This window comes from Ralstonia sp. SET104 (genome assembly GCF_003851545.1).
Taxonomy (GTDB): Bacteria; Pseudomonadota; Gammaproteobacteria; order Burkholderiales; family Burkholderiaceae; genus Ralstonia.
Map to the genome: position 1 here is coordinate 21,040 of NZ_BHVX01000024.1, position 13,509 is coordinate 34,548.

Annotated in this window: 15 protein-coding genes; 6 read left to right on the forward strand and 9 right to left on the reverse strand. The window is 64.7% G+C overall.

Going from position 1 to position 13,509, the window contains the following annotated elements; translation table 11 throughout:
• Positions 1 to 88 precede the first annotated feature (88 nt).
• A complete protein-coding gene (locus tag PSUB009319_RS21245; protein WP_124384159.1) occupies positions 89 to 982 on the reverse strand; it encodes a DMT family transporter in 894 nt (297 codons plus the stop codon).
• 27 nt (positions 983 to 1,009) lie between these two features.
• Positions 1,010 to 1,312 (reverse strand): DUF2182 domain-containing protein, encoded by a 303-nt coding sequence (locus PSUB009319_RS23335; RefSeq protein ID WP_374704222.1) that lies wholly within the window; start codon positions 1,310 to 1,312, stop codon positions 1,010 to 1,012.
• 443 nt (positions 1,313 to 1,755) lie between these two features.
• On the opposite strand from PSUB009319_RS23335, the gene PSUB009319_RS21255 reads away from it, so the two are divergent.
• Complete coding sequence (locus tag PSUB009319_RS21255) at positions 1,756 to 2,133, forward strand: flagellar protein FliT (protein WP_124384160.1); 378 nt, start codon at positions 1,756 to 1,758, stop codon at positions 2,131 to 2,133.
• A 37-nt stretch (positions 2,134 to 2,170) separates the two neighbouring features.
• Here the strand turns inward: PSUB009319_RS21255 and PSUB009319_RS21260 are convergent, their stop codons facing one another.
• From PSUB009319_RS21260 to PSUB009319_RS21270, 3 genes are read right to left on the reverse strand one after another with little or no spacing between them, the layout of a single operon-like run.
• On the reverse strand, positions 2,171 to 2,644 hold the full coding sequence (locus PSUB009319_RS21260) for a lytic transglycosylase domain-containing protein (RefSeq protein WP_124384161.1): 474 nt from the start codon (positions 2,642 to 2,644) through the stop codon (positions 2,171 to 2,173).
• A 24-nt stretch (positions 2,645 to 2,668) separates the two neighbouring features.
• Entirely contained in the window at positions 2,669 to 3,007 is a 339-nt protein-coding gene (locus PSUB009319_RS21265) for a hypothetical protein (RefSeq protein ID WP_124384162.1), read from the reverse strand.
• Between the two features lie 10 nt (positions 3,008 to 3,017).
• On the reverse strand, positions 3,018 to 3,407 hold the full coding sequence (locus tag PSUB009319_RS21270; protein WP_124384163.1) for a hypothetical protein: 390 nt from the start codon (positions 3,405 to 3,407) through the stop codon (positions 3,018 to 3,020).
• Between the two features lie 365 nt (positions 3,408 to 3,772).
• Between PSUB009319_RS21270 and PSUB009319_RS21280 the strand changes: the two genes are divergently transcribed.
• From PSUB009319_RS21280 to PSUB009319_RS21300, 5 genes are all read left to right on the forward strand, one after another.
• Positions 3,773 to 5,077, forward strand: a complete 1,305-nt coding sequence (locus PSUB009319_RS21280) for a UbiH/UbiF family hydroxylase (RefSeq protein ID WP_124384165.1) — start codon at positions 3,773 to 3,775, stop codon at positions 5,075 to 5,077.
• A 174-nt stretch (positions 5,078 to 5,251) separates the two neighbouring features.
• Positions 5,252 to 5,998, forward strand: coding sequence for a DsbC family protein (locus PSUB009319_RS21285; protein ID WP_124384166.1), 747 nt, complete (start codon positions 5,252 to 5,254; stop codon positions 5,996 to 5,998).
• A gap of 78 nt (positions 5,999 to 6,076) precedes the next feature.
• Positions 6,077 to 7,093 (forward strand): MDR family oxidoreductase, encoded by a 1,017-nt coding sequence (locus tag PSUB009319_RS21290; RefSeq protein ID WP_124384167.1) that lies wholly within the window; start codon positions 6,077 to 6,079, stop codon positions 7,091 to 7,093.
• A gap of 88 nt (positions 7,094 to 7,181) precedes the next feature.
• Positions 7,182 to 9,038, forward strand: a complete 1,857-nt coding sequence (locus PSUB009319_RS21295) for a M61 family metallopeptidase (protein ID WP_124384190.1) — start codon at positions 7,182 to 7,184, stop codon at positions 9,036 to 9,038.
• Between the two features lie 18 nt (positions 9,039 to 9,056).
• Entirely contained in the window at positions 9,057 to 11,276 is a 2,220-nt protein-coding gene (locus PSUB009319_RS21300; RefSeq protein WP_124384168.1) for an FUSC family protein, read from the forward strand.
• Positions 11,277 to 11,346: 70 nt separating this feature from the next.
• On the opposite strand, the gene PSUB009319_RS21305 is transcribed toward PSUB009319_RS21300, so the two are convergent.
• Genes PSUB009319_RS21305 through PSUB009319_RS21320 form a run of 4 tightly spaced genes read right to left on the reverse strand, consistent with a single transcriptional unit; the run spans position 11,347 to position 13,164 of the window.
• Entirely contained in the window at positions 11,347 to 11,856 is a 510-nt protein-coding gene (locus PSUB009319_RS21305) for an OmpA family protein (protein WP_185453519.1), read from the reverse strand.
• Positions 11,798 to 12,259 carry a M35 family metallo-endopeptidase gene (locus tag PSUB009319_RS23505; RefSeq protein WP_124384170.1) on the reverse strand — a complete coding sequence of 154 codons (462 nt, stop codon included), beginning with the start codon at positions 12,257 to 12,259 and terminating at the stop codon, positions 11,798 to 11,800. Before PSUB009319_RS23505 ends, PSUB009319_RS21305 begins: the two co-directional genes overlap by 59 nt.
• The gene (locus tag PSUB009319_RS21315) at positions 12,175 to 12,789 is read right to left on the reverse strand and encodes a PAAR domain-containing protein (protein WP_124384171.1); all 615 of its coding nucleotides are present in this window, start codon (positions 12,787 to 12,789) and stop codon (positions 12,175 to 12,177) included. The genes PSUB009319_RS23505 and PSUB009319_RS21315 overlap by 85 nt, the downstream gene beginning before the upstream one ends.
• Positions 12,790 to 12,801: 12 nt before the next feature.
• Entirely contained in the window at positions 12,802 to 13,164 is a 363-nt protein-coding gene (locus tag PSUB009319_RS21320; protein WP_124384172.1) for a PAAR domain-containing protein, read from the reverse strand.
• Positions 13,165 to 13,509: the final 345 nt, after the last annotated feature.

Genomic DNA, 13,509 nt, shown 5'->3' on the forward strand with positions numbered 1-13,509 from the left:
GTGACGCGGGGGAGGCGGCAACACAGCGCAATCCGGGCTGTGCGCGTCGTTCACGGAAAGGCGTGATTGTAACCGCTTCGGATGGCGTCTAGCCCTGGGATGCGGCTTCAGCGCGCTTGCGCTGGGTGCGGCTGGTCAGCACCAGGGCAATGCCGCCGAGGATGGCGGCGGAGGCCGTGGCCAGCCGTGGCGTGAGCGGCTCGGCCAGGAACAGGACTGCGCCAAATGCCGCAATCGGTGGCACCGATAGTTGCACCGCTGCTGCGCGGATCGCCGACAGCCCCTTGAGCGCGGCGTACCAGATCACGTAGCCGATGCCCGAGGTGAGTGCGCCGGAGGCCAGCGCCAGGGCGATCCCGGCCGGGCTGGCGTGTGCACGGCCGTACAGCACGGCACTCAAGGCAAGTGCCATGGGCGCGGCGCGCAGGAAGTTGCCGGCAGTGGCGCCCAGCGGGTTGCCGAGCCCGCGCCCACGCAGCGAATACACGCCCCAGGCGACGCCCGCCACCGTCATCAACCCGGCGCCCAGCGGCGTCGGGGCCGTCACGCCGGGCGATACCAGATAGACCAGGCCGCCCAGCGCCAGCGCAAAGCCCGTCCAGCCAAGCGGCTCGAACCGCTCGCCTGCGTGCACGCCGGCCGCCAGCATGGTGAGCTGCACCGCGCCGAACAGGATCAGTGCGCCGGTGCCTGCGCTTAGCGTTAGATACGCAAACGAGAAGAACACGACGTAGGTGAACAGCATGGCCGCGGCCGCCCAGTCGACCCGTGCAGGCGCCGCCCGTCCGGCACCGGCCCGCACAAGGACGGCCAGCATTGCCGCACCCGACACCAGGCGAATGCTGGAAAAGCTTGCCGCATCGATGGCCGCGTGCTGCAACGCCAGCCGGCACAGCAGCGAGTTCGACGCGAACGCCACCATGGTGACGCTGGTGAGCAGCACCGTGCGCAGGGCGAGTTGGCCGTCGTTGGTCTGGTTCATGTCTACGTTGGTCTTATACGATGGGCGTTACGCCCCACAGGTGCATGACGGCAAGGACGGTGGCACCCGCCAGCAGCGCCACGCCCAGCGGTGCCGACAAGCGCCGTCCCAGGGCACATTCTTCTCGATGGCCATGGCGGCCGCCACGAACATCATCAGCATCAGCGCCCGGCAGCAGCCGACGCAGAACAGCCCGTGACGCAGCCACAGCATGAACGACTGGCTTTGCGGCGCGGGGCCGTGCCAACGGCTGATGATAAAGCTCAGCGGCGAGCGGCACCGAGCGGCACCGAGCGGCACCGAGCGGCACCGAGCGGCACCGAGCGGCACCGAGCGGCCATCGGCCGGGTTGGAGAGGTCGTGCCGGGCCCGGATGGAGGGGGCGGAACACGCGGGCAGACGGCCAGCAGGATCGAGGACAAGCGCACTCAAGCGGACTCAAGCGGCCCCGCAGCCCGACTGCGGCGCGCCACGGTCGAATTCTAGGAAGTCACATTGGGGACGCAAGCCGATTTCCCGCAAGCGGGCGTGGGCCGCCAAAAGCGCGTTACGGGCCCGTTACGCGTGATGTTTCAGAAACGTAACAACTTTGCTCAAAACCGCGTGTGCGCCGCACGCCGGAGCGGGGCTGGGAAGCCTCCGTCTGGCCGGCAGATTCAAGCCGGACAAGGCTTGGTGGTTGGTCTGGCACGCCAAGATCGAGCGCCGAATGAGTCGGGCACGCCTATTGCATCGCCATGCCCCAAACAACAAATCTGCCTCTGGAGCACAGCATGTCCTGGACCGTCGCTACCGCCGCCCGCCCGACCCATACGGTTTCCGACAGCGCTGGCCTGTTCGCCTGCTACGAGGCCATCGTCAGCCTGTCCGAAGACATGGTCGATGCTGCCGAACGCGGCGATTGGGATGAGGTGAGCCTGCTGGAGCGCGAATGCGCGGCGCACATGGAGCGCCTGGGCCACGGTGTGCGCCCGGCCTTGTCGCACGAAGAGGTGCAGCGCAAGCGCGACCTGATGATGTGCATCCTGGCCAACGACGCCCGCGTGCGTGCGCTGGTCTGCCCGCGCCAGGATGAACTGATGCGTCTGGTGAGCGGCGAGCGCCGCGCCATCGGTGCGCGCCAGGCGTACGCCGCTGTTTCTTACTACTGAGCAGCGGCGACTCGGGCGCTCCGGGGCCGGACCCGATTCAGCGGTCGGCCCGTAATTCTCCCCACGACATCAGCACACGCTGGATGCTGCGCGCATAGGCGTCGCGGTGCACGGGCGTCTCAGAGTGGTACGCGCCAATCGCGCGCCACGTGTTGCCATGACGCACCATCTTTTGCTTGAGCAGCCAGGCCGCCACAAACACGTTGACGCACGCGTCGGTCAGTGCGCGGCGGGGCACGCCGTAGCGCGCCAGCGTGCTGAAGTGGATCGAGTTGATCTGCGCCTGGCCGATGTCGACCGAGCCGTCGGCGTTGCGGTGGATGGCGGCCGCGTCGCCCTTCGATTCGAACCACACGATCGCGCGCAGCACCGTCGGGTTGACGCCCTGATAGGCGCCGGCCTGCTCAAAGCAATCGTCCGGGGCAGCATGTGCGGCAACGCTGCAAGCGGCCAGCGCAAGCGCCGCGCCAAGGCGGCTCCAGTTCAAGCGAAAGGTGCGGGCGATGGACATGGCGGCTCCGGCGGCAATCGTTGGTTACTTCTGCAGGGCCACTTCAAGCTGACGCTCGATGCCGGCCAGATACGTGTGCGATGCCTCCGACACCACCATGCGCGGCACCGGCTCGGTCGCTTTGCGCCATTGCGTGGTTACGACCTTGCGCTTGCCGCCGCGCGTGCGCACCACGGGCGCGGGTTCGGTTTCGGCGCCGCCGCCGGGCGGCAGCATCGCCAGCGAAGGCAGGGGCGGATAGACGCGGTCGGGTGCGGCGGCGGCCGCTGGCATCAGTGCATCGGGCGGCGCGGCAAAGGCGGAAGCGGCCGGTACTGTCAGCAGGCCGACGGTGAGGGGGAAGAGTAGATGGGTCATATGCATGACGTTCCTCTTAATCCTGCGTGCGGATCGTCACGCTGTACGGCTGGCTGGCGCTGACGGTCAGGTTTTCCAGGCGGACATAGCCGGCGCGCTGCGCGGGTACGCCATTCCACAGCGCCTGGTTCAGGTAGCGGAAATCCTGCGCCAGCGCAGCCACCTGGATGGTCGCCGGGCGCTTTTGCGCGGCGGCCAGTGCGCCGGCCTTGGTCAGCACGGCGGTCAGTTGCGGGTCATGTGCGCCCAGCGCGTCGGGCGGTATGGCGAAGGTCATGATTTCGCCCGTGGGCACGGTGCGGGCCACGGGGGCGGGCGTCTGGGCCGGCATTTGCGCACAGCCCGCCAGTGCAAACAGTGCGACCAGCACCAGCGATACGGCGGAACGTTCAGGAAAAGTCCACATGGCGATGATGAATGCGTGGATCGGACCCGCACTGTATCGGCGGGTCGCGCATGTCAAAACGTCGAATTGCCCGGCTTTTATCGTCCATCCCGGCGGATGGCTTGAGTGCCCGCTCTAACGTGAAAACGGCGTCACGTTGCGGGTTTGCAGGCAGGTGAAGTACTTCGCACTTATGCGGCGCTGGTGGCACGCCGACGTGCCGAATATGCGCTGCGCGCAGCAATGGGTTCAGGGGATGTGTTCGCCTCGCGCGGGGCTGATTGGCGTAAACACTGAGCCGGGCTGCGGCGCCGCCACGTGCCTGCCGCGACACATTTGCGCGGCCACAAGGCTGCAACACCCCCCGCCGCTATAATCGGCCCACCATGAATACACCCGCGTTTTCCTCTTCCAAGGCCGTTCCCAAGGAGGCAGCGGCCTACCACGTAGCGGTGGTGGGCGGCGGCATTGTCGGGCGTGCCTGCGCGCTGCGGCTGGCGCAGATCGGCTTGCGGATCGCGCATATTGCGCCGCCCCCGCCAGTGTCTGCAGCATCCGCATCCGCCGGGCCCGACGCCTGGGATGCGCGCGTCTACGCGTTTTCGTCCAGCTCGCAGGCACTGCTGGAACAGTTGCGCATCTGGCCCTCGCTCGACATGACCCGTGTGCAGCCGGTGCATGACATGCGCATCTTCGGTGACGACGCTGCCGCGCGCGGCGAGCACGCCCACCCCGATCTGCACTTTTCGGCCTACGCCGCCGGCACGCCGCAACTGGCGTGGATTGCCGAATCGTCGCTGGTCGAGCGTGCCCTGGAAACCGCGCTGCGCTTTGCTCACACCGTGCAGACTTTCCCGCACGCGGCCACCGGCTTTGAGATGGACACTGACGCCGTACGCCTGACGCTGGCCGACGGGCAGGTGATTCGCGCCGAATGCGTGATCGGCGCCGACGGCAAGAACTCGTGGGTGCGCGAACAGGCCGGCATTCAGGCAGAGGCGAAGCCGTATCGCCAACTTGGCGTGGTCGCCAACTTTCAAGCCGAGCGCTGGCATCAGGACACAGCGTGGCAGTGGTTCCTTGGTGCATCCGCCGAGCAAGCTGCCGCTGCCGACGATGCAACACCGGTACGCGGCGAGATCCTCGCGATGCTGCCGCTGCCTGATCGGCGGCTCTCGATGGTGTGGTCCGCCAGCGAGGGCCACGCCCGCGAACTGCTTGCGCTGTCGCCCGATGCGCTGTGCCGCGCGGTGGAGGCCGCCGCCGGTGGCGCCGTCGCCGCACGCTTTGGGCGGCTGTCGAATATCACGCCTGCGCAGGGCTTTCCGCTCGTGCTGCAGCACGCCAGCCGGGCAGTCGCGCCGCGCGTGGCGCTGGTGGGTGATGCAGCCCATGTGATCCACCCGCTGGCCGGGCAGGGCATGAATCTCGGTCTTAGGGATGTGTCTGAAATTGGCCGGGTCATGGCCGAACGTGAAACCATGCGCGATCATGGCGATCTGAGGTTGCTGCGCCGTTACGAGCGCGCCCGCCGCGAAGACCTCCTTTCGCTCACGGCCGCCACGGATGGTCTGCATAAGCTGTTCGCCCTGCCGGGCGCGCTGCCCCGCACGGTACGCAATGCGGGGATGCGCATGGTGGGCATGACGCCATTTATCAAACGCTTGTTGATCAAGCACGCGCTGGGCTGAGAATCGGCCCACGATCCTGCTGCGGGTGCCGAGCTTGGCCCTGCGATGCGCGCCCTGCACGTGTACGGCTGTGCTTCCCGGCCCCCCTCGGGCCGCCCGCTCCGGATCGTTAACCGATTCTCGGGCATCATCAGGGTTTTCGGGTTTCAGGGTTTCAGGGTTCCAGGAGTTGTTATGTCGTTTCGTATTCGGGTGGCGGCCATCGCCTCTGCGGTGGCAGTGGCTGCCATTGGCGCAGGTTATGTATTGAGCGCCGGTGCCGCCGAGCCCGCACTGGACAAGGTCAAAGCCACGGTACAGAAGGCCCTGGGCCCGAACGTGGAGATCAAGAGCGTCACCAAGTCGCCGCTGGCCGGCCTGTACGAGATCAACCTCGGCAGCCAGGTCGTCTATACCGATGCCACCGGCCGCTACGTGCTCAACGGCGACCTGCTTGATACGCAGACCGCCACCAACCTCACGCAAGAGCGCCTGGCCGATCTGAACCGCGTCAAGTGGTCCGACCTGCCGCTGGACCGCGCCGTGAAGTGGGTCAAGGGCAACGGCGCACGCAAGATCGCCGTGTTCTCTGATCCGAACTGCCCGTACTGCCACAAGCTTGAGCAGATGCTCACGCAGGTCGACAACATCACGGTCTACACCTTCCTGTTCCCGATCCTGTCGGAAGATTCGAATACCAAGGCCAAGCAGATCTGGTGCTCGGCCGATCGGGCCAAGGCGTGGCGCGACTGGATGACCGCCAAGACCGCCCCGGGCGGCGCCGGCACCTGCGACACGCCGCTGGAAGCCAACCTGAAGCTGGGCCAGCAGCTCAACGTGACCGGCACGCCGGCCATCATCTTCCCGGACGGCTCGCGGGCTCCGGGCCTGATCGATGCGGCCACGCTGGAGCGCAAGTTCGCCTCGCTCAAGAAATCGTAAATCGCACAGGAGAAGCGCCGGTTGATCCGGCGCTTTTTCTTTGCGCGCTCGCATTCACCCCACCTCTGGAGACTTGGCATGTCGTTTCGCGCGCTGATGCTGGAAAAGCAGGATGGCGGGCCGCTGGCCCATATCGTTGATCTGGATGACGCGGCGCTGTCCACGCCCGAGGCGCTTGCCAACGACGTGACCGCCGGCGACGTGCTGATCCGCGTGGACTGGTCGACGATCAACTACAAGGACGGCCTGGCCATCACCGGCAAGGGGCCGGTCGTGCGCAAGTGGCCGATGGTGGCCGGCATTGACGGCGCAGGCGTGGTGCTGGATTCCTCGCATCCGGATTGGCGCACGGGCGATGCGGTCGTGCTCAACGGCTGGGGCGTCGGCGAGGCGCACTGGGGCTGCCTTGCGCAGCAAGCGCGGCTTTCCGGCGACTGGCTGGTGGCGCTGCCGGCGGGGCTCGATGCGCGGCAAGCCATGGCGATCGGCACGGCCGGTTACACGGCGATGCTGTCGGTGTTGGCGCTGGAGCGCGCGGGGGTGAAGCCGGGCGATGGCGAGGTGCTGGTGACGGGCGCCTCAGGCGGCGTCGGCTCAATCGCCATCGCGCTGCTCGGCAAGCTGGGCTATCGCGTGGTGGCTTCCACCGGCAAGACAAGCGAGGCCGATTTCCTGCAAGCGCTGGGCGCAACGGATGTGATGGACCGGGCGGAGCTGTCCGCTCCGGGCAAGCCGCTGCAGAAAGAGCGCTGGGCGGCGGTGGTCGATTCAGTCGGTTCGCACACGCTGGTCAACGCATGCGCGCAGGTGCGCTACGGCGGCGTGGTCACGGCGTGCGGGCTGGCGCAAGGCATGGATTTTCCGGCCACGGTTGCCCCGTTTATCCTGCGCGGCGTGACGCTGTGTGGCATTGATAGCGTGATGGCGCCGCGCGCGCTGCGCCAGACCGCGTGGCAGCGCTTGGCCGCCGATCTGTTGCCCGATCGCCTGGCCGCCATCACGCGTGAAGTGACGCTCTCGGAGGCCATCGACGCCGCGCACGACATCATGGCCGGCAAGATGCGCGGGCGCGTTGTGGTGAACGTCAACCGATAGGCTGGCAGGCCGGCAGACAGGCGATTTGCGGACGATTTGCCTCCGGCAGCCGTCGTTGACATGCGACAGCAACGCTACAATGTCCGCCATGAAGCCGATCCGCTACACCATCGCCCCCGCCGCGCCCGAAGCGCACGTTTTCACCGTCACCGTCACGGTTGATGCGCCTGACAGCCAAGGCCAGCGCTTTTCGCTTCCGGCGTGGATTCCGGGCAGCTACATGATTCGCGAGTTCGCGCGCAACATCGTGCGGATCGAGGCGTCTTCTGCCGATCGCCCAGTGCGTCTGACCAAGGTCGACAAACACACCTGGTGGGCGGCGCCGTGCATAGGGCCGTTGACGGTTTCTTACGACGTCTATGCGTGGGACTTGTCGGTGCGCGCCGCACATCTGGATGCCACGCACGGCTTCTTCAACGGCACGTCGGTCTTCCTGCGTGTGGAAGGTGCGGACGATCTGCGCTGCCTGGTCGACATCCAGCCGCCCGCCGCAGACGCCTACCGTGGATGGCGCGTCGCCACCGCACTGCGCGAGGCCACTGGCCGCATTCACGGCAAGACTGGCGCCAAGCGCTACGGCTTCGGCTGGTACGAAGCTGCCGACTACGATGAGCTGATCGACCACCCCGTCGAGATGGGCACGTTCGATCTGGTCTCGTTCGAGGCGTGCGGCGCGCAGCATGACGCTGTCTTCACTGGCCGCGTGCCGAACCTGGATCTGGAACGCATCGCCCGCGACTTCAAGCGCGTGTGTGAAGCGCAGATCCGCCTGTTCGAGCCGCAGACTGCCACGGCACCGTTCCTTGACAGCAACCGCCGCTACGTCTTCATGACGATGGTGACGACCGATGGTTACGGCGGCCTGGAGCACCGCGCCAGCACAGCCCTCATGTGTGCGCGCAATGACCTGCCCGTCACCGGCCGCGACGAGACCACCGAGGGCTATCGCACCTTCCTCGGCCTCGTCAGCCACGAGTATTTCCACACCTGGAACATCAAGCGCATCAAGCCGGCCACCTTCGTGCCATATGCGCTCGAGCGCGAGGTGCACACGCCGCTGCTGTGGCTGTTTGAAGGTTTCACGAGTTACTACGACGACCTGATGCTGGTGCGCTCGGGCCTGATCTCTGAAGCGCAGTATCTGCAGATGATCGCCAAGACCTGGAATGGCGTGCTGCGCGGCAGCGGCCGCCTGAAGCAGAGCGTGGCGGAAAGCTCGTTCGATGCGTGGACGAAGTACTACCGCCAGGACGAGAACGCGCCCAACGCCATCGTCAGCTACTACACCAAGGGCTCGCTGGTGGCGCTGGCGCTGGACCTGACGATCCGCACGCAAACCAACGGCGAACGCTCGCTCGACGACGTGATGCGTGCCCTCTGGGCAACGTACGGCCGCGACTTTTACGCCGCCGGCCACGCGCAGCGCGGTGTGACCGAAGCCGGGCTGATCACCCTGATGGAAGACACCACCGGTGTGCGCCTGCGCACGCTGGTGCGCCAGTTGACTGAAGGCCGCGACGATCCACCGCTGCCGGCGCTCTTCAAGGCGATGGGCGTGAGCGCCACGCGCAAGACGGCCGATTCAGCGCTTGCGCTGGGCGTCAAGACTGCCGCCGAGAACGGCTTCGTCAAGCTGCAGCAGGTGTTTGACGGCAGCCCGGCGCAGCGTGCCGGTTTGTCTGCCGGTGATCTGATCGTCGCGGTGGATGGCCTGCGTGTGCCGGCCGGCCAGCTCGACAAGACGCTCACGCGCCATCGTGCTGGCGATACCGTGCCCGTGCACGTGTTCCGCCGCGACGAACTGATGGCGCTGGACGTGTCGCTCGCCGCCGACGCAACGCCGCAGTTCACGCTGGCGATGGCCACGGAGCCCTCGCCGCTGCGTTCAGCGTGGCTGGGCAAGCGGGCAACGGCGCGCAAGGTGGCGCGCGGCAAGTCGGCGTGACTCGCGTAGCCTGATCCGATGGATTACGTCCACGATCCGCGCACCTTCCTCTACAGCCATTACGTTTCGCGCGGCATCCGTACTGCCACCGGCGTGATCGGGCTGACGCTGCTCGCGCTGCTGGTGATGGACTTGCAGGGCGCGATGGTGGTGTCGATCGGCGCGTTGTGCACCGGCCTCATGGATTTGCCCAGCCCGCTGCGGCACAAGTTCAACGAGATGATGGCGTGCGTGCTGCTGACGACAGCCGTCACCTTTCTCGTGGCAGTGGCCACGCCATACGCAATCCTGCCGGTGGTGATCGTGGTGGTGAGCTTCCTTGCGGGGCTCATGATGGCGTACGGCAACAAGACGATGCCGCTGCAGTTTGCGGCGCTGTTCGTCATGACGCTCACCTTTACCGAGGAATTCGCCTTCCGCGAAGCGGTAGAACATACCGTGCAGTTCTTCCTCGGCGCCATCGGCTACATGGCCTTTGCGATGGCCGTGGCGTGGGGCCAGCGCCGCCGTATCAAAGAACAGGTGCTGGCCGAATGCCTATACGAACTGGCCGTGTACGTGGAACGCAAGGCCGGCTTCTACGACGCCTCCAAGGATTTCGACGAGCAGTTCAACGCACTGGTGCGTCAGCAGATTTCGGTGGCCGACAAGCAGCAGGTGGCGCGCGATTTTGTCTTCCGAGACAACCGTACCGCCAGCGACGGGCGCCTCGTGCAGATCCACATGCGGATGCTCGACATCTACGAGTACCTGCTGTCGTCCAACACCGATTACCCGCTGCTGCGCCAGTACCTGGCCGACGCCGAAATTCTTCGCCTCTTGCACGACGTCATCGAAAAGATGCGCCTGGATATCGAGACGGTGGCTTACGCCGTTGGGCGCGATCGGCCATCGCCCACGCCGATGTCGTACGACCAGGAACTGGCCGCCATCGATGCTGCGCTCCAAGCACTGCAGCACGGTCACCACGCGGTGCCGCTGGAGGCATTTGCCGCGCTGGACGAATCCGTGGCGACAGTGCGCGGCGCGATCCGGCTGATGGCGCAATTGCATGCCGCCACCGATACGCAGGTCGAGCCGTCGCAGGTGCTGCTGCGCCCCGACATGACGCCGTTCCTCACGCGCCAGAAGTACGAACTGCGGCTGGTGCTGGAAGAACTGACCTGGCGCTCGCCGGTGCTGCGCTTTGCGCTGCGCATCTCGATGGCGGTGGCTGCCGGGCTTTGGATTGCCGATCACCTGCCCTATGCGTCCCACGGCTATTGGGTGTTGCTGACCATCGTCGTGATCCTCAAGCCGACGTTCAGCATGACGCGTCAGCGCAACTTCGACCGGGTGCTCGGCACGCTCATCGGCTGCGTGATCGCGGCGGTCATTCTGCGCTTCACCCATTCGACCTGGATCCTGATGGGCGTGCTGTACCTGTCGACGGCGGCCAGCGCGGCGTTCGTCACCGTGCGCTACCGCTACACGGCCATTGCAGCGTGCGTGCAGGTGCTCATCCAGATCAACCTGCTGTTGCCGGGCAGCAAGGGCGCCATCGGCGAGCGGCTGGTCGATACGCTGATCGGCGCAGCCATCGCCACCGCCTTCAGCTACGTGCTGCCAAGCTGGGAATACCGCAACCTGCCCAAGCTGGTGGACGACGTACTGCGCACCAACCGGCGCTTTATTGAAGCCGCGCGCGAACTGCTGCTCGGCACGCTCAAAGACGACTTTGTTTATCGCGTGCAACGCAAGCAGTACATGGAATCGCTCACGGGGCTGATCTCGGCCTTCGCGCGCATGCTGGACGAGCCCAAGAGCCGCCACCGCGCTGTCGATAACCTTAACCGCTTCATCGTCCAGAACTACCTCGTGGCCGCGCACGTGGCGGCGGTGCGCATCCTGATGCGCCAGCGCGCGCAGGAACTGGACGAGGCCGACACGCGCGCCCTGGTCGAGCAGACCGTCGAGGCCGCGCTTGAAAGCCTCGCGCGTGCCAAGGAGCGCTTCGACCAGGCCGTGCATGAAGGCGGCTGGGGCGTGCGTCCGCGCGATACGCAAGAGCTGGGCGCCGCCGATTTCGCCGACAAGTCAGCGCGCTCGCGCATGGTGGATGCGGCAGCCGAGTCGGATTCGCTCTCCGCCATGCACCTGCTGGAGCGGCGCCTGCAGGCGCTGCGGGCGGATACCGCGAAGATTGCGCTGCGGTGCGGTGCGCTGGGCCGCGCGTTGCGGGTGTCGCGGGACACATGATCGGCCGAGCTTGACGGCTAGAGAATAAGCGCCGCCCCTGCTCGAACCACCGCAAAGCCCATATTGCATCTCATAATTTTTCTGATGGCATTGGCTCCCCCTTGTCGTCAACTTCATGAGTTGTCAAGCTACAGCACGCATGAGGGCAGGCGGGAACAAAGTCGACTGACGCGGAGCGGGTCGGAATACCAGCGGTGGGCTTGTTGTATGAACTGGTCGACTGATTGACATGCACTCGCTGGGGCTGAAATCCGCGATCAGTCAGGAAACGCTGGACAGTCTCCGCCCTGCTTTTGGCAAGGGCCAGAGCACCGCGCTCGCCGGCGTCGGTGTGGCCGTCAATCACGAACATGCTGTAGTTCGGAAACCGGGCTTTCAGGTCGGCAAGCCAATTGCCCAGACGCAGCGCGCTCCGGGCATCAAGTGCCGCCGAATTGTTTGGGAAGGCCAGGTCCAACCCCTGCACTGGGCTGCACGCCAGCGCTGCTGCTGAAAAGGAAGAGGCCACGAGTGCCAGCACATTATTCCGAACAAATAACATAACCGGCGATATTGTCAGCATTAATGATGGTTCTTTCATCTTTGGACTTGGCCATAATTTTCGCGCTATAGGTGGAGTATTTGATATCACGCGAACTAAATACGTCATTAAAATGAGAGACCTCGTGCACTAGCGTCAGTAGCTGCGAGTCCAATTGCGGATGACGATCACGCAACACACAGAAATCTAATTTGATGACGATGGTGTGCGTGGCCGTGTCTGGAGCGCAAACCTCTGCGACTGAGCCGGGACTATTGCGGGAAATGCATCCCCCTGGCCCTGGATTCGTTGTCATTTCGTCCGTATAGCGAACGAAGTTTGATGGTGTCAGAAGCCCCAGCGCACGTCGCATTTTTGTCAGGCCATTCGCAATGGTTGACCGTGCCGTTTGATCCGTTGTGCCAAACCACAAAGAAACCACGCTTGATCTGCCTGTGACCATCGCGCCAACTGTCGGAGCCGATCATCCACCTGAACAAGCGCATCGTCACGAAGCCCCATCATGTGCTTACCGAACTGCGCATCGGTCATGTTGGGGCAGATCAATTCCGGGTCATCAATCAAGCTGCTTTGCGTGCCGGTGAGCTTTTCCATACCACGCTGGGCGTATGCGTTTTGTTCAGCCTGTGGTACTGCGAAAGATGGCCGTGCGCTGGCGGGCGCAGGGGCCGCGCTACCCGCTCGATTCACCGTAACGCGAAACTTATCCGTCGAAGCAATGGTGCGAGGGGGATTGGCGCATTTGCAGAAGATCCACGCGCCTTGGATGGCGAGCTGACGACCGCCCGGAAGCCCGAACGCTGGATAAGCATCGTTGACGATTTTTCCCATCGCCTTGCAGGCCGGGCAAGTTGCTAGATCGCCTTCGGCAGCCACCTCTTTGCCGTGGAACCGCATCTTGCCAGTGGCAAAGATGACGCCACCCGTTGTTGTCAAGTCGCCATTTCTGAGGCCGTAGCGCACATCAGCCATGATCGTCTCCCCTCAGATCAGGCTGTCAGTTGCGGGCTCCGGACGATATGCCGGGTCAAGCAGGCCAATGATTGGCGCGTCCGCCGGTTCATCAAAAGTCAGTGCCGTTATTGGCGACGAAACAATTGTGTCGCCATTGCTCAGTGGGCTACCAATGATGGCAACGGGCCGGTCATCGTCCAGAAGCGCAATGCCTGCGCCTGCAGTAATGAAGGCTGTGCTGCCGTCTGGATAGACAGCCTCATCGCCCACTAGCAAAAGCGTGTGTCCGTTATCTCGAATACTGCTGGAACCCTGAACGATTTCACCGCCATTGGCCGTCTTCGCACCGTTGAACGCCGCAACGTAGACCGTGCCGGATTGTGCGTTTTGCATCTGCCGCCTCCTCATGAGAACACTTCGTTGAAGTTCTCCATTGGAGCAACGCCATGTGCTGAATTTGAATCAGACAATTCTAATTTGGTGGACACTTTGAAATCTTCGCCACATCGACAGGGCGCCAACGTGCGACAGGGCACTAATGACGTTGCCCACCCGAATTCACGGATAATGCAAACCGGCCATTGTGAAATTGTGTGCTTCACCGGCGTTTGCCGAATCAGCGCGCGCGGCTTTCGGTAAAGTCGCCGGTGCCGCTTCTGTGCCATGAAAAGAAGCGGCCGAGGATTCGAACCCCTCGTGATACAACGGGCGAGAACCAGGCACATGGTTCTTGTCCTC

What these genes read in the sequence shown, in the direction of transcription:
- PSUB009319_RS21300 (WP_124384168.1), top strand. Translation starts at nt 9,057, where the DNA reads ATGGATTACGTCCACGATCCGCGCACCTTCCTCTACAGCCATTACGTT.
- PSUB009319_RS21295 (WP_124384190.1), top strand. Translation starts at nt 7,182, where the DNA reads ATGAAGCCGATCCGCTACACCATCGCCCCCGCCGCGCCCGAAGCGCAC.
- PSUB009319_RS21285 (WP_124384166.1), top strand. Translation starts at nt 5,252, where the DNA reads ATGTCGTTTCGTATTCGGGTGGCGGCCATCGCCTCTGCGGTGGCAGTG.
- PSUB009319_RS21305 (WP_185453519.1), bottom strand. Translation starts at nt 11,856, where the DNA reads ATGAAAGAACCATCATTAATGCTGACAATATCGCCGGTTATGTTATTT.
- PSUB009319_RS23505 (WP_124384170.1), bottom strand. Translation starts at nt 12,259, where the DNA reads ATGGTCACAGGCAGATCAAGCGTGGTTTCTTTGTGGTTTGGCACAACG.
- PSUB009319_RS21260 (WP_124384161.1), bottom strand. Translation starts at nt 2,644, where the DNA reads ATGTCCATCGCCCGCACCTTTCGCTTGAACTGGAGCCGCCTTGGCGCG.
- PSUB009319_RS21280 (WP_124384165.1), top strand. Translation starts at nt 3,773, where the DNA reads ATGAATACACCCGCGTTTTCCTCTTCCAAGGCCGTTCCCAAGGAGGCA.
- PSUB009319_RS21315 (WP_124384171.1), bottom strand. Translation starts at nt 12,789, where the DNA reads ATGGCTGATGTGCGCTACGGCCTCAGAAATGGCGACTTGACAACAACG.
- PSUB009319_RS21265 (WP_124384162.1), bottom strand. Translation starts at nt 3,007, where the DNA reads ATGCATATGACCCATCTACTCTTCCCCCTCACCGTCGGCCTGCTGACA.
- PSUB009319_RS21270 (WP_124384163.1), bottom strand. Translation starts at nt 3,407, where the DNA reads ATGTGGACTTTTCCTGAACGTTCCGCCGTATCGCTGGTGCTGGTCGCA.
- PSUB009319_RS21320 (WP_124384172.1), bottom strand. Translation starts at nt 13,164, where the DNA reads ATGCAAAACGCACAATCCGGCACGGTCTACGTTGCGGCGTTCAACGGT.
- PSUB009319_RS21255 (WP_124384160.1), top strand. Translation starts at nt 1,756, where the DNA reads ATGTCCTGGACCGTCGCTACCGCCGCCCGCCCGACCCATACGGTTTCC.
- PSUB009319_RS21245 (WP_124384159.1), bottom strand. Translation starts at nt 982, where the DNA reads ATGAACCAGACCAACGACGGCCAACTCGCCCTGCGCACGGTGCTGCTC.
- PSUB009319_RS21290 (WP_124384167.1), top strand. Translation starts at nt 6,077, where the DNA reads ATGTCGTTTCGCGCGCTGATGCTGGAAAAGCAGGATGGCGGGCCGCTG.